General features: G+C 37.1%; 27 protein-coding genes. 6 read left to right on the top strand and 21 right to left on the bottom strand.

Annotation, left to right across the window (positions count from 1 at the left end):
• Positions 1–34 precede the first annotated feature (34 nt).
• The 12 genes from ACO1DI_RS25670 to ACO1DI_RS25725 all read right to left on the bottom strand — a co-directional run bounded on the left by ACO1DI_RS25670 (position 35) and on the right by ACO1DI_RS25725 (position 10,466).
• Entirely contained in the window at positions 35–721 is a 687-nt protein-coding gene (locus ACO1DI_RS25670) for a hypothetical protein (protein ID WP_423145725.1), read from the bottom strand.
• A gap of 99 nt (positions 722–820) precedes the next feature.
• A complete protein-coding gene (locus tag ACO1DI_RS25675) occupies positions 821–1,498 on the bottom strand; it encodes a hypothetical protein (RefSeq protein WP_116741404.1) in 678 nt (225 codons plus the stop codon).
• A complete protein-coding gene (locus ACO1DI_RS25680) occupies positions 1,495–2,193 on the bottom strand; it encodes a hypothetical protein (RefSeq protein ID WP_423145726.1) in 699 nt (232 codons plus the stop codon). Before ACO1DI_RS25680 ends, ACO1DI_RS25675 begins: the two co-directional genes overlap by 4 nt.
• A gap of 166 nt (positions 2,194–2,359) precedes the next feature.
• The gene (locus tag ACO1DI_RS25685; protein WP_423145727.1) at positions 2,360–3,046 is read right to left on the bottom strand and encodes a hypothetical protein; all 687 of its coding nucleotides are present in this window, start codon (positions 3,044–3,046) and stop codon (positions 2,360–2,362) included.
• A 106-nt stretch (positions 3,047–3,152) separates the two neighbouring features.
• Positions 3,153–3,515, bottom strand: a complete 363-nt coding sequence (locus ACO1DI_RS25690; protein WP_116741396.1) for a hypothetical protein — start codon at positions 3,513–3,515, stop codon at positions 3,153–3,155.
• On the bottom strand, positions 3,516–5,132 hold the full coding sequence (locus ACO1DI_RS25695) for a DUF6792 domain-containing protein (RefSeq protein WP_116741394.1): 1,617 nt from the start codon (positions 5,130–5,132) through the stop codon (positions 3,516–3,518).
• Positions 5,133–5,134: 2 nt separating this feature from the next.
• Positions 5,135–5,815, bottom strand: coding sequence for a hypothetical protein (locus tag ACO1DI_RS25700; protein WP_116741392.1), 681 nt, complete (start codon positions 5,813–5,815; stop codon positions 5,135–5,137).
• A 258-nt stretch (positions 5,816–6,073) separates the two neighbouring features.
• Complete coding sequence (locus ACO1DI_RS25705) at positions 6,074–6,463, bottom strand: PepSY domain-containing protein (protein ID WP_116741390.1); 390 nt, start codon at positions 6,461–6,463, stop codon at positions 6,074–6,076.
• Positions 6,464–6,668: 205 nt separating this feature from the next.
• Entirely contained in the window at positions 6,669–6,851 is a 183-nt protein-coding gene (locus tag ACO1DI_RS25710) for a DUF3973 domain-containing protein (protein ID WP_116741388.1), read from the bottom strand.
• 230 nt (positions 6,852–7,081) lie between these two features.
• On the bottom strand, positions 7,082–8,062 hold the full coding sequence (gene galE, locus ACO1DI_RS25715) for a UDP-glucose 4-epimerase GalE (RefSeq protein WP_098333748.1): 981 nt from the start codon (positions 8,060–8,062) through the stop codon (positions 7,082–7,084).
• Positions 8,063–8,385: 323 nt separating this feature from the next.
• Entirely contained in the window at positions 8,386–9,270 is an 885-nt protein-coding gene (locus tag ACO1DI_RS25720; RefSeq protein ID WP_221780566.1) for a fumarylacetoacetate hydrolase family protein, read from the bottom strand.
• Positions 9,267–10,466 carry an amidase gene (locus ACO1DI_RS25725; protein WP_423145728.1) on the bottom strand — a complete coding sequence of 400 codons (1,200 nt, stop codon included), beginning with the start codon at positions 10,464–10,466 and terminating at the stop codon, positions 9,267–9,269. Before ACO1DI_RS25725 ends, ACO1DI_RS25720 begins: the two co-directional genes overlap by 4 nt.
• Positions 10,467–10,669: 203 nt before the next feature.
• Here ACO1DI_RS25725 and ACO1DI_RS25730 point away from each other — a divergent pair, with 203 nt between their 5' ends.
• From ACO1DI_RS25730 to ACO1DI_RS25740, 3 genes are all read left to right on the top strand, one after another.
• Positions 10,670–11,380, top strand: a complete 711-nt coding sequence (locus ACO1DI_RS25730) for a M50 family metallopeptidase (protein ID WP_209368372.1) — start codon at positions 10,670–10,672, stop codon at positions 11,378–11,380.
• A 139-nt stretch (positions 11,381–11,519) separates the two neighbouring features.
• Complete coding sequence (locus ACO1DI_RS25735) at positions 11,520–12,242, top strand: suppressor of fused domain protein (protein ID WP_243557413.1); 723 nt, start codon at positions 11,520–11,522, stop codon at positions 12,240–12,242.
• 184 nt (positions 12,243–12,426) lie between these two features.
• Positions 12,427–13,359 carry an aldo/keto reductase gene (locus ACO1DI_RS25740; RefSeq protein ID WP_014461281.1) on the top strand — a complete coding sequence of 311 codons (933 nt, stop codon included), beginning with the start codon at positions 12,427–12,429 and terminating at the stop codon, positions 13,357–13,359.
• Positions 13,360–13,395: 36 nt separating this feature from the next.
• Here ACO1DI_RS25740 and ACO1DI_RS25745 read toward each other — a convergent pair whose 3' ends face one another.
• Both ACO1DI_RS25745 and ACO1DI_RS25750 read right to left on the bottom strand, forming a co-directional pair.
• Positions 13,396–13,749 (bottom strand): DUF4181 domain-containing protein, encoded by a 354-nt coding sequence (locus ACO1DI_RS25745; protein ID WP_014461282.1) that lies wholly within the window; start codon positions 13,747–13,749, stop codon positions 13,396–13,398.
• Positions 13,750–13,781: 32 nt separating this feature from the next.
• A complete protein-coding gene (locus ACO1DI_RS25750) occupies positions 13,782–14,651 on the bottom strand; it encodes a LysR family transcriptional regulator (RefSeq protein WP_243548847.1) in 870 nt (289 codons plus the stop codon).
• A 131-nt stretch (positions 14,652–14,782) separates the two neighbouring features.
• Here ACO1DI_RS25750 and ACO1DI_RS25755 point away from each other — a divergent pair, with 131 nt between their 5' ends.
• The gene (locus ACO1DI_RS25755; RefSeq protein ID WP_423145729.1) at positions 14,783–15,457 is read left to right on the top strand and encodes a class I SAM-dependent methyltransferase; all 675 of its coding nucleotides are present in this window, start codon (positions 14,783–14,785) and stop codon (positions 15,455–15,457) included.
• A gap of 564 nt (positions 15,458–16,021) precedes the next feature.
• Positions 16,022–17,086, top strand: coding sequence for a L,D-transpeptidase family protein (locus tag ACO1DI_RS25760; RefSeq protein WP_115653197.1), 1,065 nt, complete (start codon positions 16,022–16,024; stop codon positions 17,084–17,086).
• 58 nt (positions 17,087–17,144) lie between these two features.
• Here the strand turns inward: ACO1DI_RS25760 and ACO1DI_RS25765 are convergent, their stop codons facing one another.
• A complete protein-coding gene (locus ACO1DI_RS25765) occupies positions 17,145–19,076 on the bottom strand; it encodes a hypothetical protein (protein WP_243548845.1) in 1,932 nt (643 codons plus the stop codon).
• Positions 19,077–19,212: 136 nt separating this feature from the next.
• On the opposite strand from ACO1DI_RS25765, the gene ACO1DI_RS25770 reads away from it, so the two are divergent.
• Entirely contained in the window at positions 19,213–19,806 is a 594-nt protein-coding gene (locus ACO1DI_RS25770) for a YdbC family protein (RefSeq protein WP_014461288.1), read from the top strand.
• A 32-nt stretch (positions 19,807–19,838) separates the two neighbouring features.
• Here the strand turns inward: ACO1DI_RS25770 and rpiA are convergent, their stop codons facing one another.
• The 6 genes from rpiA to ACO1DI_RS25800 form a co-directional block, all read right to left on the bottom strand.
• Positions 19,839–20,507 carry a ribose-5-phosphate isomerase RpiA gene (gene rpiA, locus ACO1DI_RS25775; RefSeq protein ID WP_014461289.1) on the bottom strand — a complete coding sequence of 223 codons (669 nt, stop codon included), beginning with the start codon at positions 20,505–20,507 and terminating at the stop codon, positions 19,839–19,841.
• Positions 20,508–20,589: 82 nt separating this feature from the next.
• Positions 20,590–21,180, bottom strand: coding sequence for a hypothetical protein (locus ACO1DI_RS25780; protein WP_042992282.1), 591 nt, complete (start codon positions 21,178–21,180; stop codon positions 20,590–20,592).
• Positions 21,181–21,311: 131 nt separating this feature from the next.
• A complete protein-coding gene (locus ACO1DI_RS25785; RefSeq protein ID WP_371905408.1) occupies positions 21,312–21,557 on the bottom strand; it encodes a hypothetical protein in 246 nt (81 codons plus the stop codon).
• A 67-nt stretch (positions 21,558–21,624) separates the two neighbouring features.
• A complete protein-coding gene (locus ACO1DI_RS25790; RefSeq protein ID WP_423145730.1) occupies positions 21,625–22,887 on the bottom strand; it encodes a PTS ascorbate transporter subunit IIC in 1,263 nt (420 codons plus the stop codon).
• Positions 22,888–22,890: 3 nt separating this feature from the next.
• Positions 22,891–23,166 carry a PTS sugar transporter subunit IIB gene (locus ACO1DI_RS25795; protein ID WP_013055730.1) on the bottom strand — a complete coding sequence of 92 codons (276 nt, stop codon included), beginning with the start codon at positions 23,164–23,166 and terminating at the stop codon, positions 22,891–22,893.
• Between the two features lie 15 nt (positions 23,167–23,181).
• Entirely contained in the window at positions 23,182–25,200 is a 2,019-nt protein-coding gene (locus tag ACO1DI_RS25800) for a BglG family transcription antiterminator (RefSeq protein ID WP_243548843.1), read from the bottom strand.
• Positions 25,201–25,236: the final 36 nt, after the last annotated feature.

Genomic DNA, 25,236 nt, shown 5'->3' on the forward strand with positions numbered 1-25,236 from the left:
TTTTGTTTCTTATATCGTTACTTAATAAAGGTATTCACTCACGACTTTTACCCTCGCTAAAATTAATACTTTTTAATATTGTCAAAAACCATAACTTCCTTTTTTCTTGGCTAGTTTCTGTACCTTTACCTATACTGTCGTATGAAAATTCTATAACCTTATTAGAACTTTTATCTACTACATAAGCTGTATAGGTATTAGGTAAATGAACTTTACTGTTATGTACTACATGCCTTTCAGTTCCCTTGAAATATGCATAAGCATAGTCATAATATATACGAGTACGTGAAGTTTCTATTTCTTTAGGATTATTATTCTTTAATTGCTCTTCAAATAATCCCTTTACATAAATAGGCTCAAATTTCTTATCATTCTTTAAAAATTCAGCTTTTATATAGTATATTGACTTGTTTTTTCCAGCCATCTTCCTATATGAAGCAGACCAATTTTCATATGATTTTCCATTTACAGAGTAATACTCTGAAGCATCATGCAGAATTTGATACTCCTCTGGAAACCACATCGTATACTGACCTGTCTTTGACTTAAACTCATAAAACCCGCCGTCCACTTTTTTATCTTTATTCAAGAACTTACGCGTAAAATGGTCATCAAAAGCTGGGGCGTTGGGGTAGCGACTTTCGTTTATTAGCCATATGGATCCTAGTAAAATAGCTGTTCCTGCAATAACTGCAGTAATGAGTTTTATACGCTTTTTCATCGTTATACCCTCCCTTCATTCTTTTGAAATAAACGGGACTTATTATAAATTGGATAGTATATATTTTTTTGATTCCCTCTTATTCCACAAAAAAAGATTTTAATTGCTAGTATCTTTAAAATCATCAAATTGAACACTTTTTAAGATTTTCATAATCCTCTTATCTTGCTCTCTTCCTTGCCTCTCGTTTAATTCTGCTTTTACGTTATCAAAATAAAATTTAATAACTGAATTAGAATGTTTATCTGCTATATAGGCTACATATTCATTAGGTACGTAGCCCTCTTTTTCTCTATTTACTTGCTTATGAGTACCTTTAAAATAAGTATAGGCCTTATCATAATAAATACTTACATTTCTAGTTTCTATTTTATAAGGTTTATTTGAATTAAATTGCTCTTGAAACAGTCTTTCAACGTAAATAGATTCATTTTTTTTTATTTTGTTTGAAAATTCAACTGTCATATATTCTAATTCATTGCTATTAGATACAGCTCTATAACGCTCATATAACTTTCCTTCTTTAACATACTGCTGTTCATTTTCATGCAACAGCTGATACTCCTCTGGAAACCACATCGTATACTGCCCGGTCTTCGACTTAAACTCATAAAAACCATCATCCACTTTTTTATCTTTGTTCAAGAACTTACGCGTGAAGTGATCATTAAAAGCTGGGGCATTTGGATAGCGGCTTTCGTTTATTAGCCATATTGCTCCTGTTAAAATAACCGTTCCTGCAATAGTTGCAATAATAGTCTTCGTACGTTTCTTCATCCTCTGACATCTCCGTTGTTTTCTGGTCTAAAATGAATACTTTTTAACATTTTTAAAAATTGCTTATTTGTTTTGTTACCTTCATTTTTTGATAAGTTATTACCTATAGAGTCATAAGATATTTCAATTGTCTTATTTGAATGTTCATCAACTACGTAGGCAACATATGTATTGGGTATGTAACTACTTTTATCCTCAATTACTTTCTCCTCCGTACCCTTGAAGTAAGTATAGGCATTATCATAGTAGATTTTTTTATCTTTCGTTTCTATTACCTTTGGTTTATTGGCGTGAAATCTTCTTTTAAAAGTAGACTCTACAAACACAGCTTCATCATTGGTACTCCGTTCAAAAAATTTCAAGTTCAGTTGACTAATCAGATTCTCCCCTTTGTATTTTTTAGTCGATAAGGCTCTCCAATCTTCATAATTTTGTCCGTTCTTTGAATAGCCTTGACCATCGTCATTCGCTATTGCAAATTCTTCTGGAAACCACATCGTATACTGTCCTGTCTTTGACTCAAACTCATAAAACCCGTCGTCCACTTTTTTATCTTTATTCAAGAACTTACGCGTGAAGTGATCATCAAAAGCTGGCACGTTGGGGTAGCGTGTTTCGTTTATCAGCCATATTGCTCCTATTAAAATAGCGACTCCTACAATTACTCCAATAACAGTCTTCATGCGATTCTTCATAGTCGCTCATCCTTTTTTATTGTTTAGAACAAACTTCACTTTGTATATATTGAATAGTTTAGAATTGTTATATCTGTTCTTATTTCTTCGACATACCTTTTTTAAAAGTTATTGAGACTCACAAATCTCTCTGACTTCTTTTTCTTTACCAAATAAGCCTTTGTATTCAAGTTGAGCTATTTTCTTGATTAAAACGAATACTATTTAATATTTCTACAAACCACTCTCTTTTCTCAAGCCCCTTATTAGTTTGATGATTTAAACTGTCATCAAACCATAATTCAATTACCTTATTAGAATACTTATCTGCTACGTATCCTATGTATGTATTTGGAGCATATTTATTCTTATCATGGATGACATGCTCTTCTGTTCCTTTAAAATAAAGATAAGCTGCATCAAAATATATACGGGTATTAGCTGTTTCCCACTTTTCAGGATCATTTGCACCAAACTCACCTTTAAATAGACTCTCTACGTAAATAGATTCATCATCAGGATTACTCTCTGATAGTTCGACTTGTAAATAATTTAGTTGATCTCCTTTTTTATGCTTCTTGACTGATGAAGCTTTCCACCTTTCGTAAAAATCGTCACTTTTAACATATTGTTGTTCATTTTCATGTAACAACTGATACTCCTCCGGAAACCACATCGTATACTGCCCTGTCTTGGACTTAAACTCATAAAACCCATCGTCCACTTTTTTATCTTTGTTTAAGAATTCACGCGTAAAGTGATTATCAAAAGCAGGGACGTTTGGGTAGCGGCTTTCGTTTATCAGCCATATTCCTCCTATTAAAATAGCAACTCCTGTAATGATTGCGGAAAGGGTCTTCGTACGTTTTTTCATTGTCCTACACTCCCTTTATTACTCTTTTGAAATAAATAGGACTTAATGTAAATTGTTCAACATATAAAAATCCCTCAGACCACTGTCTGAGGAATAGAAGTATCCCTTATGTTAATTCACTTTCATCCATTGATTCTCTATATCGAATTTCGTACTCTCTCTTATGCATATCTTTAACAGAATGCATAAAACTCATAATATGCTGAAATGCTCCAGTATCATACTGCTGAGCCCTTAGCGTATATCCCCGCTCTGCTGCTTCTAATTTACTTTTAACCGCATCCGCAAACTCACCCGTTTGGTTTTCTAAATAGCTTTTAGCATGCCAAAGCTTTTCATTTACTTCTTGATCCTTTTTGATTAACTCTTTAATCCTTTTTGCCTGCTTGCCTTTGAAGTCATCACCATCAAATTCAAACGTGTATTTACCGCTCGTTGTTCCTGTGTGTGTAAAATCAAAATCAAACAATTAAATCCCCCCTACTACTTCTTTCATGCTTTTAATATCTGAAGCTACCGATTCGTCTGCTTCCATCATCTTCTCGAAATTTTGAAAGAACGCTTCAAGAAACTTTTGATAGTATGTAACTTCCTCTTGAATAGAAGAAATGATCTCTTCAACAGGAGTAAATACACTATCGTCTAGCTGATCAAACGTTTTGTCAAACGTCACTTTTTCAGCCACACGCTTTTGTCCAAACCATGCGAGGGTAGCGCCGTCTTTATCTGCCTTTTCCATAAATGACTGGGGAGAAGCTTCTTCTCTGGATATTTTCATTTTTAACTTTTTCTTCTTAGCTTCGAAGACTTCATTAATTTCACTATGTAAATACTGCTTTAGTGCATTTAAGTTTGCCTCTTTGTCTTTAATGGCATTAGCACAGTAATAAACAAACTTCTTCATTTGTTCATAATCTAGCAAGATTTCTTCCTGAGATCCTGAATCAAAAACCTGATAATATGTCTTCATAGCATTAGCTTCTGTGTATTTGACAACGTAATTAATTCCGTGCAGTTTTGCTTGATCTCTTTGAGATATTCCTTTAATCCCTTGCACTAAAACTCCAGGACTTTTTATCGCCTGTTTCGTCAAGAAAAATGCGCCTTCTGTTCCTAGCACAATCCCAGGAAGATGCTTAAGCGGCTTTTCCTTAACATCATCAACATATGATGGAATATTGAGAAGAACACTGTCGTCTACATGGGCGTTTGCCAAAGATAATCCTCCAATTATATTGGATACTCCAGAGTTATATCTGACTTCGTCAAGTTTTAAAAATAAGTTCCATTTGGCTAACCTTTTTAGAGGATATTCTCCAATATTAATCATTTCTTCTGTATCCATATCTCCAAGCATGGTTACTTTATTACCTGCATACCAACTGCCAGGGAAAGATTGCGCATGCATAGGTTCACCTTTTACCCAAGTATGGCTAATTGTGGCTTTTTGTTTTTCATAATAGGTATTTGCTAACTTTAACAATTCTTTTGTAGATATATCCTCAGTCTTTCCTTTTATTTGCGTTATATAGTTAGAGAATTGTTTATCTACCCTTTTCAATTGTTTAATATTTACAGGAGCATCATTTAACCCTCTAATATTTGTAAAATCTTTCGTGATTAAACCTAATGTAACTATTAGGTTTCCTCCTAAAGAATGACCATCACCATAGTGTTGAATTTTCACGTTTAAGTTTTTATTCTGTTTCTTATTAATATGTTTCTCAACCTTGTTATACATTTCTTGAGCATCTTCAATTTGATTATCGTTGCTTCCAGCACCAATACCTAAACCATCATAAACAACATCAGGAAAATCCTTGGTTGGTTCCGTTCCTCTCATGAAATAATAAACCTGATTTACTTTCTTCTCTTTGTCATAAAAATGGATAGCAGCACCATCAAACCCCGATTTTTTTCCTATCCCCATGTCTTTGCTCGTGTAAATTTCAAAATTAGGAGGATTTTTTCCTTTAACTTCTTTATAGATCTTCTTTATCTCATCTTCTCTTCCAGATAACCCCTTATACTCAAGCTGAGTTATTCTATTTCGTAGTTTATTATTTAGTAATGCCTTTTCACTCATAATCATTTCTCCTCATGAAAATTTACGCTTTGCAATATTTTCACAATTAATTTTTCTTGTTTCTCCCCTTGTTTTTCTGTTAACTCTTCTCCTGTATATTTGTAGTAGAGCTCGATTACTCTATCCGTATCTTTATCTGCGATATATGCTACATATGTATTTGGAACATATTTAATATTGTTCTTTATAACTTTTTCCTCAGTTCCTTTAAAATATGTATATGCTGAATCGTAATATATGCTGGCATTAGCTGTTTCTACCTTTTTTGGCATATTAACGTGTAAATTTTTTTTAAACAAACTCTCTACATTTATGTCCTCATTTTTTTTAACTTTATCTGCCAGTTCCACGTTAATATATGAAATCTCGTTTTTATTATTAAAGAAATTTTCCGAAGAAGCTACCCATCGCTCATAATCCTTTCCGTTGATAGAATAATCTTCTTTATTTTCATGAATCAACTGATACTCCTCCGGAAACCACATCGTATACTGCCCGGTCTTCGACTTAAATTCATAAAACCCATCGTCCACTTTTTTATCTTTGTTTAAGAATTCACGCGTAAAGTGATCGTCAAAAGCAGGGACGTTTGGGTATCGGCTTTCGTTTATCATCCATATTCCTCCTATTAAAATAGCAGCTCCTGCAATGACTGCAATAATGGTCTTCGTACGTTTTTTCATTGTCGCACACCCTTTTAGTTATGTTATAACCTATGTTTTATACATGTTCGATACTATCATACTTATAATGGGAGAGTCATAAGCAGAACGAATCAAAGAACCATAATTAGGAAGTGGTTATTTTTTACTATCACTTACCCTTTCTATTAAAGAAATAATCACTTCTTTTTTTATCATTGTTACCTTTATTAATGATTTCTCTCAATAAAGAAAACCCCACTTTCAAAAAAGTGAGGTTGATTACATAATATAGGCCATTTACTGAATGTTTCGCTCTCCTTGCGCCAGCACATCAATTTCAGCGTCAATTTTCACGCTGTGGGTTTTTCCATCAAGTCCAAGAATCACAATTTCATATTGCTTGTTAGCAAGAACAATCGATTCGATAATACCTTTATGCTGTCTTAACGCGTATGCTTTTGCACGGCTTTTAGTTAAAGGAATCGTTTTTTCTTTCAAAATACTGCCGGTTTGGGCATTAATTTTTACTTTATGCTCTTCTCCGTTTAACGTAAGGATGTCTACTGTATAAATAGGAAGAGTGAGTATTTTACTCAGCGATATGGATTTGACAATGCCTTTATATTCTTTTAATGCGAGAAGCTTTGCTTGTTCTTTCAACAAAAGTGATCGTTTTTCAGAAATCATTTGACGCCATCCTTTCTAGTTTATAAAACGGACTGCTTTTTCAATTTCTTAACGTACCATATCCTATGTATACGTCTACTAACTAGTATAGCGGGCTTGTCTTAAATTTCTCTTAATATTACATGAAAGATAGCTGAAGAAAGCTGTTATTCACTGAAAAAACTAGACCTGATTAGATCTAGCTTCTTATTGGTGAATGTGAATTCTATATCTTTTTCGTTTCGAATCGTTCTACGGCTCTTATTTGTTTGATTGACGGGGATTTGTGTACGCACATGCCTAAATGAACTTTTTGAAGCAAATAGGGATCAATGTAAAAACCATTTTGAAAGATGTTTTCTTTTTCCTGTTCGTCATGAAATTTGGAGCATCTTACACAGTAATACATATCATAACCTCCTTGCGGACTATTTTATAAACGGGGATAGTTGTGAATGGTATATTTACCTACATCATATGGAAAAGAACAAAAGTCGTGCTTGTTTAGGGAAAATGTCCGAAAAGAAGAAGGCTTGTCTGTGGGCTAAAACACTGGATTTTAAAAATGATTATTTAGAACATAAATCAGTTTAATCGTAACAAAAAAAGCCTCTTTCAAAGAAAAAAGAGGCCTTTTTGTTAATTTGTTACTTTGGCGCTGTTTTGATGCCATTTCCAAGCTGATGCGATGATTTTTTCTAATGAAATTTGCGCTTTCCAGCCTAATTCTGCATGAATTTTATCAGAAGATGCGACCAAGCGTGCCGGATCTCCAGCGCGGCGGTCTGCCATTACGACATTCGCTTTTTTACCCGTTACTTTTTCACACGTTTCAATCACTTCTTTTACAGAGTAGCCAAGACCGTTTCCAAGGTTGTACGTTGCTGTTTTCTTCGTACCGTCTAACAGTGCCTGAAGCGCTGAGATATGCGCGTTTGCTAGGTCCGTTACGTGAATGTAATCACGGATGCACGTTCCGTCTTCAGTATCGTAGTCTGAGCCGAATACAGAAATGTTTTCACGTTCACCGAGCAGGTGCTGAAGAATGATTGGAATTAAGTGCGTTTCAGGATCATGGCACTCGCCAATTTCTGCTGTTTCGTAAGCACCCGCTGCGTTGAAGTAACGAAGCACAACATATTCCATGTCGTAAGCACTTGCAAAGTCAGCTAAAATCTGTTCGATCATTAACTTTGAACGTCCGTACGGATTAATTGGGTTTGTTGCCGTATCTTCTGTAATAATATCTACAGAAGGAATCCCGTATGTAGCAGCAGTAGATGAAAAAATAAACTTTTTCACATTGTGCTTCATCATCGTTTGTAAAAGGGTTAACGTCGCAGCTACGTTATTTTGATAATATTTAAGAGGATCTGTTACTGACTCCCCTACTAAACTATTAGCAGCAAAATGCATGACAGCATCAATTTTATGATTTGTGAATACGCTTTCTAAATCTTTCTCATTACCTAGATTTCCTTCTACGAATACCGCTTTCTCATCAATTGCCCAGCGATGACCCGTTGATAGATTATCAAGTACCACAACTTCATTTGTTTTCACTAATTCTTTTACTAAGTGGCTTCCGATATAGCCTGCTCCTCCGATGACTAAAATCATACTGTCAGTCAGCTCCTTTTTATTAAGTGTCGCTACAGATATCGTACCCGTTTCTTTTCCATTTGTAAATATTTCATTTTTCAGTATATGATAACGCAGCTGTCTCTTTTAATTAGTATATCTACTAATTGTGAACTGAGTGTGAAGATATTCGTTTCCGTTAAAAAGCAATTAAGACAAACTAAATCAACCGCTAGAATCAACTAAGCAGTTGAAAGCTCCTTTCACTATGAAAGTGAAAAAATCCAAACTATTAATTAATAATTTGGATTAACAGTTTGGATTTTACTGCAAATAACATACTTTTGTCACAGCCTCTTTTTTTATATTTGCTGAGGCACTTTCTTCATATCTTTTACTTTATTTTTTAATGGAAGCATGCCTTCAATATGGCATTCAATACAGTCCCCGTCTTCAATAACAGCGGGTCCCGGTGTTCCGGTTAAGATGATATCTCCCGGATGCAGCGTCATGACTTTTGAGAAAAATGAAACACAGTATGCGATGTCGTAAATCATATTAGACACTGTATTTTCATGCTGTATGTCTCCATTTAGCAACGTGCGCACTTGAAGTGATTTCACGTTTGATATGCTTTCTTTTGTGATAAATTCTGAGCCTATACTACAAAATGTATCAAAGCTTTTTGCTCGCATTAAGTAGCGATGATTCGCCGCATGAATATCAGCTGCGGTTACGTCAATGGCTGACGTATAACCAGCAATTACGTTTATGGCTTCATCTGGCTCTATATCCTTACACGTTTCGCCGATTACCACCGCTAGTTCCGCTTCAGCCGTTGTTTTATAGGACTGCTTTGGAATACGAATGCTGTCATCTGGTCCAATAATTGCGGTTGCGGGTTTTAGAAAACTAACTGGATCAATGGCACGGTCGTAGTCTTTTAGTTTTTCTTCAGAAGCTGCATAATTAAATCCAATGCCTAACAATTTTGACGGGTTACTAATGATAGGAGCTGTTTTTCTGCCCTGCAAGTGCAGTGCGGGAAAAGAGCTGTTCATACCAAATTTATTATGGGCGTACCATGTTTCAAGGTGGCGAAGTTCTTTATATTGAATAAGATCCCAAATTGTTGTAGACCAGTTTGTTAAATATTTAGCATTAATATCTTCTATAAGCAGAATGCTGTCATTGTCTAAAATAGCTGCTTGTTCTTTCCCTTGCTCTATTATATTTACTAACTTCATGATACGCTCCTTACCGATGCTTGAATGATATGATCGCTGTTTTCTTTTACCCAATTTAATAATTTTTCATCTTGGTTGTATCCTGCAATAAAAGATAAGCCGATTGGCAAACCGTCTAGTTCTCCTGCAGGTATCGTAACTTGCGGAAGTCCGCTTAGGCCGGCAATACACGTCATTTGAAGTGTTCGCAATCTTCTGTTTTCTAACTCCAGTCCTTTTGCATCTTTTACAGGCGCGGGTCCTGGAGCAGTAGGAAGGACTAATATTCCGTCTTCTCCAAGCTGTGAATACATAAAATAGCGAAGTTCACGGCGCTTTTCTTCTATATAATTCATATTTAATAAGGTAAGAGTGCTCGCCCATTGAAAGCGGCTTCCGATATCGTCTCCAAACGTTGGATTTTCTTTTTGAATCCATTCTCCGTGCGTTTGCCAGATTTCTTTTCCTTGCAGCAAACGGAAGGTTTCCATATATGTAGAAAAACCCTGAGGGGCAATTACTATTTCTTCTGTAGTAGAAAAAGACTTCATTACGTGCTTAATAGGTGGTGCGAGAGCCTGCATGCTTTGTTCATCCACAAGTTCCATTACGTCTGTTGGTACATACAGCCGTGTAAAACCGCTAACAAGAGACGTTGAGTTCAATAAAACCGATCCAACTCTTTGCAGGGTGTGGCCGTCTCTGGCCATTACACCGACTGTATCAAAGCTTGGGGCCAGTGGAATCAGACCGTTTGTAGAAATGCGTCCGTGAGAAGGACGATAACCGAAAATACCGCAGTAGCTTGACGGAATTCGAACCGATCCTCCCGTATCTGTTCCAATTGCAAAATCAGTTATTCCCGCTGCCACAGCAACCGCTGAGCCGCTCGAAGATCCTCCCGGAATTCGATCTGCGCTTTTTGGGTTTACCGGTGTTCCGTAATGCGCGTTTTCTCCATTTAATCCGTACATAAGCTCATCAGTATGCGTAACTCCCTTTAGCGCAGCTCCTTCTTTTAAAAGAGCAGCTACTACGTCTGCATGTTCGCTTGCAGGCTGATGCGTGGCGAGCCAATCCGGATTTCCTGCACTTGATATATGTCCTTGTACATCAAATACGTCTTTTAACGCAAAACTCAAGTTATTTAACATTCCCGTTCCCGTTGGAGGTACGTAAAGGTCACTGTCTACAAATGCGTTCCACGTATCTTTCATTCAACCATCTCCTCATTTCTTATATCTGTTTAGAATATAAAATTTGGAATAAGTTGGTCAATGAATGTGTCAGGTCTGTTAACATTAATATTATGTAAACCTCCCAGCTTCTCTTTCCCTAGAGAAACTAGCCGTTTTATTTCCCTTTTAGCCCGTTTGCGAGTAAAGTAGAAACATATCATTTTACGAAAAGGACTATCGCGATGGAACAATCTACTACGCTTTTCTTATTTATTTTATTAGCTTTTGTGCTAACAAGAGGCATTCCATTTATAGGTTCATTTGCTCCTAGCATTAATACACTGCTTAGGCATATTGGACGTTATTTTTCAAATTTAAATACGATGTTTCATGAAGATGGCCACGCGTTAATGGGGCTTATTGTCGGAAAAGGCGTCAATCGCATTGAGCTTTATACCAATAATGAAGGTGTAGCTGTGACTGCCACCTACGCGGGATCCCGTGGATGGCTGCCGCGCGTCATTATTGCCTTAGCCGGCTACCCGTTCAGCTCAGCAATGGCGTATTTGTTTTTCTACCTGCTCATTCACCATCACTATGACTGGCTTTTTTACGGGTTAGGAAGTGTTGTTGTTATTAATTTACTGCTTTGGGTACGTAACGGATACGGAATTGTTTGGCTTTTTTCTATCGGTTTGATCCTCGGTGGTATTTATTATTTACAAGACCCACAGCTTATGCGTTACAGCATGATGTTTGTTGGTGCACTGTTACTTGTAGAATCTCTATTTTCTGCCTTTATTATTTTTGTGTTAAGCATCAAATACCCAAACGATGCGGGTGACGCTACGAGTTTAAAGCAGCTTACCCATCTTTCAGCACGCTTTTGGGGTTTTTTATTTTTCGCACAGGCCGTGTATGTGGCTTATTTGATTTTCCAGCTGATTTATTAAGGACAAAATTCTATGATTCCCCTAAGAAAACTTTGGGGTTTTTATAATTTAAAGGAATAATTTACTTTTATACGCTAATAGTGGTTTACGAATTCCCTGAATGAGGTATATATTGGGTACTATGAAGTCGTAAAGAGGTGTGGGATACTTGTCATTATTTTTAAAGTGGAAGCAAAAGAAGCAGGAAAAAGAAGTAGAGCGTGTTCTTGAGGAATCAATCTCAAAAAGAAAAGACTACTGGAACACAATTGGACATGTCGACGGAGACGTATTAACTCATTTATTAAATCCCATGTTTTTTGGCGGACCTGCTTGGCCATCTGGACGTCAAACATTTATTCGTGTTCAAAAAACAGAGACGGTTATTCTAGCAAGCGACGGCTTGTCCGATCCGTTTCAATCCCCCGAAGAAAAGAGCCGAACGCAAGGAAAAGGATTAGAATTCTATATCGAATGCGATGATGAATCTCTGCGCGGGCCTTTATCTGATATTCAGGATCACTGGGCATTTGACCTTCTTTATCAAATGAGTCAAAATGCCGCCGCTCATCCTAATATGCTAGAACTATTCATGAAGCATGATGTTCTTTCAATTGAATTTACGGATTTGGACGTACCGCCTCATTTTGTAAATAAAAATGGAGATATTGGTGTATTGCTAGGAGTTCAGTCTCCTTCTGTTTCAACTAGCCTCTCTTTACCTTACGAATCTATTAAACTGATTAGCATGAAGCTTCTTACACCAAACGAATTAGATTATGTGCGCGAACAAGGAGCGCAAGGACGCAGGCAGCTCGCTGAAACATTTCAGCTGTCAAAAAGTTATCATATTACCATGACTAAAAGAGAGTCTCTTATTTAAAAGAGGTTCTTTTTTTATTTCTGCTATTGAAATAGAGCCATGTAGAATATACTCCTTATTTACGTGTAACTCAAGTTCACATACTTTTTTAAAGCTGCTTTTCATATGAGCGTACTATTTTTGATTCGTGGTATATTTTGCTATAGTAAAAAAGAAGATATAAAAAAGGAGATGGACGTTAGACATGGCAGAAAAAGTGCAGATTGGAAAATCCGAATTATATGTTAATCCTATTGGACTTGGAACAAACGCTGTAGGAGGACATAACTTATATCCTAACCTAAACGAAGAAGTCGGCAAAGACCTTGTTCATAAGGCGCTAGATAATGGCATAAACCTACTTGATACAGCGTTCATTTATGGTCCTAAACGTTCTGAAGAATTAATTGGCGAAGTGTTAAAAGAACGCGGGAATCGTGAAGAAGCGGTGATCGCTACAAAAGGAGCACATAAAATTGTTGGAGATGAAGTACTGCTAGACAATTCTCCTGCATTTTTAAAACAGTCGGTTGAAGATAGCTTAAAACGCCTTCAAACAGATTATATCGATTTATATTATATTCACTTTCCAGATAAAAACACACCTAAAGACGAAGCGGTCGGTGCGTTAAAAGAATTAAAAGATGAAGGTAAGATCCGTTCTATTGGCGTATCAAACTTCTCGTTAGATCAGTTAAAAGAAGCAAATAAAGATGGTTATGTAGACGTGGTCCAAGGCCAATATAACTTAATTCAGCGAGAAGCAGAAAGCGATATTTTACCTTATACTGCTGCAAACCGCATTTCATTTATTCCATACTTCCCGCTAGCTGCTGGCTTACTTGCTGGGAAATATGATAAAAATACAAAGTTTAATGACCTGCGCGAAGATATGCCTCATTTTATCGGGGAAGCATTTCAGCAAAATCTAGAAAAAGTAGAGCGTCTTCGTCAAATCTCTAACGCGAAAGGCGTAGAAGTAGCTCATCTTGTTCTGGCTTGGTACTTAACGCGCGATTCAATTGATGTGTTAATTCCAGGGGCAAAACGCGCTGATCAAGTACTTGATAACTTAAAAACATTAGATGTTCAGCTCACTTCTTCTGAAATTAAAGACATTGATCATATTTTTAAATAATATAAAAAGAGCTTTACCATAGGTAAAGCTCTTTTTCTATACAATTCCGCCGGCTAATAAAACAAATCCCGTAAAGAAGAATCCCAGCTGTACAAAGCTTGTGATGTACTCTTTCGTTTCTTGTTTATATTTCCATTCATCTATGCTTTTCAGCAAAATATGCATGCCTAAAAACCACCAAGTCACGATATAAGGCTCTACAACCATAAAAATCATATCGAGTACTAGAAAAAGAACAAAAGCTACCATGACATATTTGTCCCAACGTTCTAAAGCTAGACTTTCATACTCATATTTTCCCCAAAATTTGCTGCGAGGGATATCAAGGACTTTTCTCAAGATAACGTCTGCTAAGACCGCTGCTGCTACAAGTATTATTAATATATACATTGCCATCCCCCCTTCCTTTTTATGGTATCATTTCAGCTCGTTTCTGTTAAGGTCTCAGCTACAAAGTGCTTAAACTGCTTTGTTTCTTCCGTTTCACCTTTTGTTACGATATACGTATGTGAAGAAGGCCGGATAATTTTTTGCTGTGAAATTACGCTTAACGTTTGATTTTCAACTTCCTTTTTCACCATAGAAAATGGCAAATAAGATACGCCTAAACCTTCTTCAATAAAGCGCTTTGTAATTTCTACTTGCGTCACAGGAAGCAGCTGAATGTGAGGATAACAAGACTTGATTTGAAGGAGTAAATCTTCCCAATAAACAGGATGATTATTCGTAAGCAGCCGGTAGGAAGATAACAGCTCCTGTTCCGTACGTGCCTCTGCAGAAAACGGGGCAACTAAGACTGCTTTTTCTTTATGTATTAACTCATAAAAAACGTCTGCCTGACCTGGAAGCATCCTTGTTAATCCAATATCTGACCTTCTGTCGCTGATGTCTTTTCCCACTTGAAACGAATTTGTGATATTAACCGTGACTTCAATATGGGGATATCTCTCTACAAATTGTTTGATTAGACTCGGCAAAACAGATGCTGCTATTTGAGGAGCAGCGGATATAGTCAGTTTTCGGTTATATCCTTGCTTCCATAATTTAAAATTTCCTACTCCTTCTTCATATGCCCTCACCATTTTTTGTGCATGAGGCAAAAAAAAGCGTCCTGCCTCAGTCAGCGTAATATATTTACCTTTTTTTTCAAAAAGCTCAGCGCCTAGCTCTTGCTGCAGTCGCTGAATATGCTTTGATACAGCAGGCTGTGTTAAAAATAAATCTTCAGACGCTTGCCTGAAATTTTCATAAGAAGCCGCTATGATGAATGTTTTTAACCATTTGATCTCCATTTTCTTCTCTCCATCTCTTTCTATTCATAACAAACTGGAATCAATACTGCCTATTTTTGTTTATTTTCTTTTCTACCAAACTTCTATACGATATATGTATCTCAATATTACCAAATAAAGGAGCTGTAAAAATGAAAAATAACGTTAAAGAAAAATTTAATGCCCATGCTTCTCAGTATGACGAGCAGCGCCGCAAACTTATTCCTTGTTTTTTTGATTTTTATTCCATTCCCGTTTCTCTTCTTCACTTTGCAAACAAGCCGCTTCGCGTACTTGATATCGGAGCAGGTACAGGATTGTTTTCTTCTTTTGTAAAAGAAAAATACCCAAATGCTCATTTCACGTTGATTGACGTGTCAGATCAAATGCTTGAAAAAGCTAAGGAGCGCTTTAAAAACGAACAGCATATGGAATTTCTTGTATCAGATATAACAAGCTACGAATTTGAGCATTCATTCGACATTGTGATTTCTTCACTTGCTATTCATCATTTAGAAGACCAACAAAAGCAAAAGCTGTATGGGCAAATTTATAATTTGCTGCATACAGGAGGAATATTTATTAATGCCGATCAAGTATTAGGCCATTCTTCTATTATTGAAGAGTTATATAAAAAAGACTGGAGTGAAAGAATTGCCTCAAGCGGATTAACTCATGAGCAAATTGAGGCTGCTCATGAACGTACGAAGTTAGATAAAATGGCAACTTTACATGATCAGTTAAATTGGCTAACAGCAAGCGGGTTCAGCACAGTGGATTGCATCTATAAATTTTTTAATTTTGTTGTAATGTATGCTCAAAAATAACGGTTTAAAAACTACTTGTCTCTTTGCAAGTAGTTTTTTACTCTGTTCCTCCCTATATTCGAATAAGAATATTTATCTATTTCCGCAAAACTACGCATACTTCTTTTCCAGTTTCGTATATCTAATAATAGCTTCGTTCTCCTGAACTTTTGAATTTTTTGTACATAAAACCCATATAAAGTATTTTTATACTATTTTATGTCTTTTTATGGTATAAAAAATACAACTATGTTACAATATGATTACAAAATAATATGTATAACGCTTTCATTTCTTTACACGAAAATGAAGAACTGGAAAGGATGTGCTGCTTATGTAAATATAAATCCGCTAGATTAGTAAACTTATCTTAGTAAAATTATGCAAAACATCAAGAAAAACTTAGTTATTCTTATTATTATAAATTCCCGCTAGTAAAGTCTTTCTACTTAATGATTTCCTTATTAAGCGCATACATACAGGTATAGAAAATGCAGCTATTCGTCTTTTATTTTATTAGTGAAGAATTTATAGCACTGCCGCACCATACGTTTTTCATTAATGCAGCCTAAGGAGGCGCAGCACATGGCAAATAGAATATCAAGAACAACAATCGTACTCATAGCGGCTATTCTAGCTCTAGCCTGCTTGTTTGTAGGGGTTCCAAAAACAGAAGCTGCTTCAACACCATCTCATTTAATTATCATTAACAAAGCAACAAATAAACTCGCTTATTACCAAAATGGTTCACTTGTCCGAACGTTTTCAGTCGCAACAGGGCGCACGCAGTCTCTTACACCAGAAGGGCATTTCAAAGTAGTGAATAAAATTGTCAATCGCCCTTATTACTCAGGGAACATTCCTGGTGGAGATCCTAGAAACCCTCTTGGCAATCGCTGGCTAGGTCTAAACGCGAGAGGTACATACGGCACGACGTATGCTATTCATGGAAATAATAATCCTGCTTCCATTGGCAAATATGTAAGCAGCGGATGCGTTCGTATGTACGATGAAGAAGTGGCATGGTTATTTAGTAAAGTGACCGTCGGTACACCAGTTGTGATTACAACTTCTTCTAAATCGTTTAACGACATTGCAGCAGCAAACGGATACAATGTTTCTGGAAACTCAGGTTCTACTCCAGCTCCTTCTACAGGAACTGTTTTAAAGAAAGGCAGTAAAGGAAATGCAGTTAAAGAACTTCAGCAGAAGCTAACTTCACTTGGCTATAACACAAAAGGTACGGACGGTGTGTTCGGTGCCAATACAGATTCAGCTGTTCGTAAGTTCCAAAAAGACCACGGCTTAACCGCTGACGGCATTGTTGGTCCATCAACATATAAAGCTTTAGGAAGTTCAGGAACGAAACCGAACCCGACGACACCAACAAACCCAACAAATCCAAAGCCAACAAACCCACCAGCAGATACAGCAATTAACACAAAACAAACGCTTAAAAAAGGAAGCAAAGGCAGCAATGTTCAAGCTCTTCAAAAGAAATTAACGTCGCTTGGCTATGATACAAAAGGCACGGATGGTATCTTCGGTGCCAATACAGAAGCTGCTGTGCGTAAGTTTCAAAAAGACAATAAGCTAGCAGTTGACGGCGTTGCCGGACCTAATACTTTAACTGCTATTTCCAAACGCTAATAGAGCCTGAAATCAGGCTCTGTTTTTTTATTTATAAACCTCTTTTTACATTGACTCCTTAATGAACCATTACGCCGTCTTTCTTTTCTATCACATACTTAATCAACTGATAAACGTTTCTCATAAGAATTTGCTGCTGATAGATATCGTTTTTGGCAGGAATCACACTTTCTATCACCCTGCTATATTTATACGGTTGATCGTCTTCTTTTTCTTTATAAAGAGCGAGCCAGTCCTTACGGGCATTTTCAAGTATCTGCTCGTTCAAATAGGAATAAACGACGGTTGCGAACTCACCTGCCAACTCTTGAATAACCTGCTGTCGGTCGGTGACCGAATGATAGGTACTTGACCATCCAGACGGCTGACTTAGAAAATGCTCGTAGACAGATGAAATAAAAGCGGACGCAATGACTGGCACCGGCCCTTCATGCTCTCCTAAGGAAATGTTCAAACACGTTTCTCTATCCATATAAGGAATGTTCAGGGACTCCATCGCCTCATAAAAAGCCTGGGAAACAGTTAAGTTTAAATAAATAGGATGAAGTTCTTGCTGCTTTTTTCTCGTTTCTGATACTAAAGCTGCCTTTAAGTCTTTATAAAGAAGGTGACTCTCTTCAAATTCCTCGTGTACACATTCTAAAATGGTAGTATTCCCTACTGTTAAATAGTAGTGAAGCTGCTTTTTCATAAGAGGTGAAACGCTTTTAAGCGCACCATCTATCATTTTAGCCATGGCATGTTTTTTAGCATAATCCGTCCGGCAGCTTGGAGAGGTAAGCAAATCTCCGTGTGTAACACAAACGTTTACCTTAGCACCGTGACCATGTACGATGAGCTGTTGAAGAAATTGAATATCTAGTTCTTTAAGCCCGTGATGTACGTATAAAATAGAAGCTGCTTTTTTAAAAGAATCGTGGATGGTGCTCGTATATTCAACAGATGGGTGCTCGCAAATTGCTACCCCTTTCTTAAAAGAAAAAGGGCCGCAAACTTCAATTCTACGAAACAGTGGATAAATAAGACGTCCGTTATTTTCTTCTTCTTCATTTGTTAGCGGATCAAAGGAAGACAGCTCCTTTGCTGTGAGACGGCAGAATATTGGCCAGTCGTCTTCTCCTACTTCCCATATTGCTTCCTTGTATTCTTTCAAGCGGGATTCAATTGCCAGAAGCATTTGCTCAGTGATCTTCCTACATTCAAGCCGCTTATGCCATACCTCTGCAAAATCTCTTCCTTCTTGATCAACAGCGTCTTTTACTATTTCACTTTCTCGTTTAATTGCATCTACAAATTGTTTGAATGAACTATTTTCGTCGCTCATTCTTAAAGGAACATCATCATTAAAGTAACGGGCTTTGTATGGGATATCTCCTAAAAGAGCGCGCAGATTAAAAGAGGAATCTCCGTGTAATAACTCAAAGACCAAGTCATAATCCGTGCCTCCTTCAGCATACACTGCAGCGCTTCTTAGTAGCATATTCTCCAATTTTCTTTGCACTTCACTTCGCGTAAAAAAAGAGACAGCAGCTTCATAGTGTTGGGAATCCTTCACCTTATACGTAGCAGAATAAGCGCCTTTACTGCCTATTCCTAGAAAGCCACATTCCTTTTTTATCCCAAGAAGCTGGCGGATTAAGGATGTTTTGCCGCTTCCTTGTTCTCCTATTACATGGACGTACTCATACTCGCTGTCAATTTGTTCGCTCGTCTTTTTTTCAATATCGTTATAAAAAGCATTTACTACTCGTTCATCATATCTTGCTTTTGCTCTTCCTTTTGCAGTACTTGTCCAAAAATCCTGCACTCTCAGCAGTTCATTCATCTCTTCAACCAGAATGTCAATTTCATCGTGTTGCTCTGTATACATAAACCGTTTAACAAACGGATGCGATCTTCCTCTTTCATCTTTTTTAAACGGATGCTGAAACATAATTGACCAGCCTTTTCGCATAGGAGATTGACAGGCTTTTGCACGAAAAACTTTCATTCATTTCCCCTTCTTTCCCTAACATTGTCCTATTTGAAATGTATGGCTTTTAAAGGGGGGATATGTCTATGATTTTCCTCTTTTTAGAAGGATTTTTCCTTCATTTATCGAAGTAATTAATTGAGGTGATGGGAGAATGTTGACAAAAATTGTGAAATGCAGCATACCGACTAATAAAAAAGCATCTTTTTCATATACGCAACAGCATTGGGCTGCTCTTGCACACGTGAATGGTTTCATTGGCCAATTAGGGGGTTGGAACGTGGAAGATGAAACAGATGCTTGTATTCTAGCTCTGTGGGAAGATGGAACAACTTATCAAGAATTCATGAAGCATACTCATGATTCTATTTTTTATAAAAGCAAGCAGGATCAAACATATACGAATTTGGACGTTTCAACATCAGATCCGTCCTACTTCATAGGAGCACGCTACAATTATTATAGAAGCAGCGCCATTGAAAGCCGTTATTTAGTAAAGACGGAAATTGAAGTCGATTTTTACGACAAAGAAGATATTCATGAGATGGTAAAAAGCTTGATAAATCCTTCTTATCGCTGTTTATCTCACGTTGTATCACCAATCGAGCATAGCAAGCTTGTTATTTTTTCATTATACGGATCTGCTTGTCCGCAAAAAACAATTGATACCTTCGTTCATCCAAATGTACTGAACGCGTCTCAATACATATATCAATTAGAGAAAAATTGGAACGTTCTTTCCAATTAAAAAATAGAAGCCTAGGCCCGACGCCAAAGCTTCTATTTTTTCATGATATGAACCTCTTGATTTTGTACGGTAATGACTTCCTCCGTCATTCCTACAAACAATCCGCTTTCTACTACGCCTGGAACTCTTATCAGCTGTTTTTCCAACTCAGCAGGATTTTCAATTTCTGAAAAATGGCAGTCTAGAATGTAATTTCCGTTATCGGTGATAAACGGCGTATGATCATCTAAAAGCCTAAGCTGCGGTACACAACCTGCACTGCGAATATGCTTCGCCGTCATTTCCCAGCCAAAACGTATAACTTCAACAGGAAGAGGAAAAGCTCCTAGCGTCTTCACTATTTTCTTAGAATCCGCAATCACGATAAACCGCTTCGCTGCGTACGCAATCATTTTTTCTCGAAGCAGTGCGCCTCCTCCTCCTTTAATTAAAGAAAGTTCGCTATCCACTTCATCCGCTCCGTCAATTGCTATATCAATATATTCAACATCCGCTAAGGTAACAATAGGAATACCTAGTTTCCTTGCCAGCTCTTCTGTTTTTTGAGAAGTAGGAACGGCTTTGATGTTTAATCCATTTTTTACTCGTTCACCTAGTTTTACAATTGTATAATAAGCTGTTGAACCTGTCCCTAGCCCTACAATCATTCCATCTTCAACAAATTGTGCTGCTTTTTCACCAACTGCTTGTTTTTCAATCATACGAAGGCCTCCTTACTCATATTGTACCCGTTTACATAAAAAAGCAAAAGTATTATGAACCCTTACGTAAAAACTCAGCTGACTATTCAGCTGAGTTTTTTTGAAACTGTGTATTCAGAAGAATTTTTTCTACCCAATACTGCTGTTTTGTACTGTTTGTCTGTTCGTTGCTTTTTAGTTCAAACGTATAGTAAATATACTTGTCTGAATAATCATCATTCACATAAGCATGATAAATGCTATGCTTTCCATCTCTTGTTTGTTTTTTCACATAAATCGTTGCATTTTTACCTTTTAACATGTAATCAGGCTGAAACGCATCCATTTTTTTTTGAGCTGCTTTGCTTTTTTTCTTAGAAAATAAAGCCGTTATTTTCCCAGCATTGTATGAATCATTTTCCTTCGTTGATGCTGTCCATACTTCACTTTCATCTTCACTGCTTTTATAAGAAGATTTATGAATAACATACTGAAGCGGAAACCACATGCTATATTGATTGGTATCCGAAGTAAATAATTCAAATCCATTGTCTGTTTGTTCATGATCGACCAAAAACGTACTCGTAAACTTATCTGCCTGGGCTTCACTTTTAAATTTCCCGCTTTGAAACAGCCAAATTCCTACGGCAATGACCAATGCTCCAGCTACTGATGCGGCTTTTTTTCGATCCATTGTTTCCACACACCTTTTAATACCCCTTTAACTTTCGATAATACCATATTGATGTTTACATCGTCATAAGGAGAAATAACCAAAGGATTATCAGAGCGCACATGCTAATTTAACTAGAAAAATAAACTTTTTTACAATAATAAATTCGATAACAAGCGCTGTGCTAACAGCCTGTTAGCTTTTCCCGTCTGTATTGCATAGGTTAGTAGTTCCTGCTTTTCAGCTTTCGCTTTTATCAAACATTCACCGGTGGAAGAAAGAAGAGAAGTCATGCTTTTTTGATTTTCTAAGGCATAGTTCACGCTTGCAAAATAGATCCCATTCTCTGTACTTCTTGCAATCATTGCATAGTCATAAAACTCTGGATCAATCTTCATTCATTGCTCCTCCACTTCCAATATCATAAAAAACTCATGCTACTAGCGTAACATGAGTTTTTTATCTTTACGTAAATAATTTAATTAGCATACTAAGAAGAATACCTACCGAACTAAAGTCCGAATCTCCAAATGTTGTGCCTTTAAAACCTAGCGACGCGAGAACAGGCAGTAAAACAGCCGGTAAAAAACTAATTAAGATTCCATTGGCAAATGACCCGACCACTGCTCCTCTTCTTCCCCCCGTTGCATTTCCAAACACTCCCGCGGCGGCTCCAGTAAAAAAGTGCGGAACGAGGCCTGGCACGATAATACTTAGCCCAAATAAAGGCAAAAAGAACATTGAAATAAGGCCTGCGATAAAGCTTGAAAAGAATCCAATGACCACTGCGTTAGGAGCAAAAGGAAACACAGTTGGACAATCTAACGCTGGAATAGCATTTGGTACCGCTTTGTCAGCAATTCCTTTAAATGCTGGCACGATCTCTGCTAAAAGCATACGAACACCCGCCAGCACGACATATACCCCTGCTGCAAACGTGATCGCTTGAATGAGAGAGTACACAATAAAGTTTTGACCCCCGCTTAATTTTGTTTCGATAAATGAAGGACCAGCAAAAAGGGCAACAACAATAAATAAAACGGTCATCGTGAGCGAGACAGAAACGGACGTATCTCGAAGAAATCCTAGGGATTGAGGAACTTTAATTTCTTCTGTAGTTTTTTCACGATTCCCTACTCGCTTGCCGACAAACCCTGCTACTAAGTAGCCTAGGGAACCAAAATGACCAACGGCAATATCGTTTGACCCTGTAATTTCACGCACATAAGGCTGAAGAAGTGCAGGGAATAAAACCATTAAGATACCTAATAATAGCGCACCGATAAAAATCAGAGGTGCTCCTGTTAACCCGCCTGTAGATAAGATAGCTGCAATCAAACAAGCCATAAACATGGTATGGTGCCCCGTTAAAAAGATATACTTAAATTTCGTGATGCGCGCGATAATAATATTTACAATCATACCTAAGAGCATAATCATCGCTGTTTCTGTACCAAACGTTTGTTGAGCTACAGCTACAATTGCTTCATTATTAGGAATGATGCCTTCAACGGAGAACGCTTTATTAAACATTTTTCCAAACGCTTCAAGTGAAGCAATTAATATGTTAGCCCCTGCTCCTAATATAAGAAAGCCCATAATCGTTTTTAAAGTGCCCGATACAATATCTGCACTTTTTTTCTTTTGAAGCAACAAACCAATTAGGGCAAACAATCCTACTAGAATAGCAGGTGTTCCTAATATATCTTTCATAATTAAATCAAACATGGCTTACGCCTCCACGAAGTATTTTTGCAGTGCTCCTTTAATTTCCGCTTGATTTAAAATGTTTTGCAGTGCCACGACCGTTCGAGTGCCATCATCCAATTGATTCACAATATCTGCAGATCCTAAATAGATATCTGCCTGCTCCGTTTTACTAGTTGTTAAATCTGTATGAGATACCTGTGCTTCAACACCAAGTTCTACTAAAATTTTCTTTACATTCATTTCCACAATAAAACTGCTTCCTAAACCGTTTCCGCATACCACTAAAATCTTTTTCATTTTTCATCTCTCCTTTTAATTTGAGTAAGCTTCAATTAATGCAAGCATTTCTTGTTTTGTTTTCATTGCAATAAGCTTGTCAATATTATCGTTTTCAGATAGCATCATCGAAAGCTGAGATAGTGCTTTTAAGTGGGTTTCATTATCAGTAGCAGCAAGTACGATAATTAGCTGTGCTCCGTGCTGTTTTTCAGTAGAAAAATAGACGGGTTCCTTTAAGCGAAGCATGCTCATACCCACACGATTTACACCTTCTTCTGGCCTTGCGTGAGGGAGCGCGACTTTTGGCGCAATAACAATATAAGGGCCTAACTGTTCTACACTTTTAATCATTGCCTCTACATAAGAAGGTTCAATATATTCGTAGTTCAGCAAAGGCTTGGCAGCCAGCCTAACAGCTGCTTTCCAATCATCTGCTGAATCTTTAAGCTGCAAGAATGGCTCCTGCAATACTTCATGCAACATTGGCTTTCTATCCTCTCTTACCATTTTTTTAGATTGCTGTATAACCAGTTTTAAATTAGCTAACAGAGCTTTTTCATCTTGTATATTTGCATGCTGCTTGATAATACCCATGATGGCTTGAGTCGTTAGCTGAGAGGAAGATGGTTCAACTAAATCGATTAATCTCTGCTTTTCATCATCTGTTAAAATAGGATTCACAAGCATCACGTTCATTCGCTTTTTTAACGGCGTAGTTGTAATAACTAAATCATAGCTTTCCTTAAATTGTTCATAATCCCTTACCGTCATCGGCCCTATTAATTCAGCGTCTGTTAACAGTTGTTCAAGCTGATACTGAAGCATGCGAGACGTTCCAATTCCATTGGCACAAACAATAACAATACGCTTTTGTTTTTGCCTTCCCGCTTGTTTTTTCATCCATCCTCCAAAATGAAGAGCAAAATAAGAAATTTCGTCTTCATTAATACGTGTTTGAAGGCTTTTTTCTAAAGGAAGCAACGCTTTTTTTGTCAGTTCCACTATATCCTGATATTTTGTTTGAATAGCCGAAAGCATAGGATTAGGGAGATGAATATTATAGAGAAGCCTGTAATAAGCCGTCTTCAAATGAATATATAAATTTTGTTCAAGCCGGTTTCGATCTTCAAATACTACACAAGCATAGGCTTGAAACCGCGATACCATTTCTTTTACAATGCTTCTCATCCAATCATCACTATCTGCTTGATTTACTACATTTACTTTTGCACTTAGTAAGACAGTGGCAAGATAGTGCTTTTCTTGTGATGGAAGCCCCAACCCTAAAACGCTTTCAATTTCTTGCAGCGCTTTATATTGCCTAGTTTTTTCTAATTCGTCTTTTCTAGTAATCAAGGAGTCTACGTAGCGCTTGCTTTGAATGCGCTGGATGCAGCATGTGAGCATATACGCTAATTGCGTCAGCATCTTGTCTGTAAACGCCATTCCTAGTTTATCTTCACACTCCACAAGCCAGTTATAAATCATTGAATATTCGTAATCTGCTTTCATGACTCTTTTCAGCAATTCTTCTTGATGTTGACTTATTAATTCTGCGATGTGTATATAAAGCAAATTTCGAATGTCGCTTTCAGATCCTTGTGCCTCGTAACCATCTTTATAGCTGTATATCAAAGATATATCTTTTTTTGCCCACTTGTTTTTTAAGTCTTTAATGTCTTGCAGCACAGTATTACGACTAACTTCTGTTTCTTCCATTAGCTGCTGAGTTCCGATTTTTCCGCCTCGAAGTATACACATCAAAGCAACGTATATTTGCCGGTCCTCAGCTGATAAATAAGCAGATGGCATAACATGAGAAAATTGTTTAGCAACTTGGTCCTTCGCCTGATCGTTTAGAAAAAAACCTTTTCCATATGTGTACTGAACAAACTCTAATTCTTGCTGACACAGCCAATCGTTAATTTTCTCAATATCGTAATAGATGGTACGTCTTGACACTTGAAACTGTTTCATTAACTCTTGTACCGGTATAAATGTTGCAGCTTGAAGCAAAACTTGCAATACGGCCGTACTGCGTTTGTCTAACACATGAATCACCTTCAGTCCAATTCGTGCACAAATTGA

It is taken from the genome of Priestia sp. 40, from assembly GCF_049368575.1.
GTDB classification, from domain to species: domain Bacteria; phylum Bacillota; class Bacilli; order Bacillales; family Bacillaceae_H; genus Priestia; species Priestia zanthoxyli.

What these genes read in the sequence shown, in the direction of transcription:
- ACO1DI_RS25670 (WP_423145725.1), bottom strand. Translation starts at nt 721, where the DNA reads ATGAAAAAGCGTATAAAACTCATTACTGCAGTTATTGCAGGAACAGCT.
- ACO1DI_RS25675 (WP_116741404.1), bottom strand. Translation starts at nt 1,498, where the DNA reads ATGAAGAAACGTACGAAGACTATTATTGCAACTATTGCAGGAACGGTT.
- ACO1DI_RS25680 (WP_423145726.1), bottom strand. Translation starts at nt 2,193, where the DNA reads ATGAAGAATCGCATGAAGACTGTTATTGGAGTAATTGTAGGAGTCGCT.
- ACO1DI_RS25685 (WP_423145727.1), bottom strand. Translation starts at nt 3,046, where the DNA reads ATGAAAAAACGTACGAAGACCCTTTCCGCAATCATTACAGGAGTTGCT.
- ACO1DI_RS25695 (WP_116741394.1), bottom strand. Translation starts at nt 5,132, where the DNA reads ATGAGTGAAAAGGCATTACTAAATAATAAACTACGAAATAGAATAACT.
- ACO1DI_RS25700 (WP_116741392.1), bottom strand. Translation starts at nt 5,815, where the DNA reads ATGAAAAAACGTACGAAGACCATTATTGCAGTCATTGCAGGAGCTGCT.
- ACO1DI_RS25705 (WP_116741390.1), bottom strand. Translation starts at nt 6,463, where the DNA reads ATGATTTCTGAAAAACGATCACTTTTGTTGAAAGAACAAGCAAAGCTT.
- ACO1DI_RS25710 (WP_116741388.1), bottom strand. Translation starts at nt 6,851, where the DNA reads ATGTATTACTGTGTAAGATGCTCCAAATTTCATGACGAACAGGAAAAA.
- galE (WP_098333748.1), bottom strand. Translation starts at nt 8,062, where the DNA reads ATGATTTTAGTCATCGGAGGAGCAGGCTATATCGGAAGCCACTTAGTA.
- ACO1DI_RS25720 (WP_221780566.1), bottom strand. Translation starts at nt 9,270, where the DNA reads ATGAAGTTAGTAAATATAATAGAGCAAGGGAAAGAACAAGCAGCTATT.
- ACO1DI_RS25725 (WP_423145728.1), bottom strand. Translation starts at nt 10,466, where the DNA reads ATGAAAGATACGTGGAACGCATTTGTAGACAGTGACCTTTACGTACCT.
- ACO1DI_RS25730 (WP_209368372.1), top strand. Translation starts at nt 10,670, where the DNA reads ATGGAACAATCTACTACGCTTTTCTTATTTATTTTATTAGCTTTTGTG.
- ACO1DI_RS25740 (WP_014461281.1), top strand. Translation starts at nt 12,427, where the DNA reads ATGGCAGAAAAAGTGCAGATTGGAAAATCCGAATTATATGTTAATCCT.
- ACO1DI_RS25745 (WP_014461282.1), bottom strand. Translation starts at nt 13,749, where the DNA reads ATGTATATATTAATAATACTTGTAGCAGCAGCGGTCTTAGCAGACGTT.
- ACO1DI_RS25750 (WP_243548847.1), bottom strand. Translation starts at nt 14,651, where the DNA reads ATGGAGATCAAATGGTTAAAAACATTCATCATAGCGGCTTCTTATGAA.
- ACO1DI_RS25755 (WP_423145729.1), top strand. Translation starts at nt 14,783, where the DNA reads ATGAAAAATAACGTTAAAGAAAAATTTAATGCCCATGCTTCTCAGTAT.
- ACO1DI_RS25760 (WP_115653197.1), top strand. Translation starts at nt 16,022, where the DNA reads ATGGCAAATAGAATATCAAGAACAACAATCGTACTCATAGCGGCTATT.
- ACO1DI_RS25765 (WP_243548845.1), bottom strand. Translation starts at nt 19,076, where the DNA reads ATGAAAGTTTTTCGTGCAAAAGCCTGTCAATCTCCTATGCGAAAAGGC.
- ACO1DI_RS25770 (WP_014461288.1), top strand. Translation starts at nt 19,213, where the DNA reads ATGTTGACAAAAATTGTGAAATGCAGCATACCGACTAATAAAAAAGCA.
- rpiA (WP_014461289.1), bottom strand. Translation starts at nt 20,507, where the DNA reads ATGATTGAAAAACAAGCAGTTGGTGAAAAAGCAGCACAATTTGTTGAA.
- ACO1DI_RS25780 (WP_042992282.1), bottom strand. Translation starts at nt 21,180, where the DNA reads ATGGATCGAAAAAAAGCCGCATCAGTAGCTGGAGCATTGGTCATTGCC.
- ACO1DI_RS25785 (WP_371905408.1), bottom strand. Translation starts at nt 21,557, where the DNA reads ATGAAGATTGATCCAGAGTTTTATGACTATGCAATGATTGCAAGAAGT.
- ACO1DI_RS25790 (WP_423145730.1), bottom strand. Translation starts at nt 22,887, where the DNA reads ATGTTTGATTTAATTATGAAAGATATATTAGGAACACCTGCTATTCTA.
- ACO1DI_RS25795 (WP_013055730.1), bottom strand. Translation starts at nt 23,166, where the DNA reads ATGAAAAAGATTTTAGTGGTATGCGGAAACGGTTTAGGAAGCAGTTTT.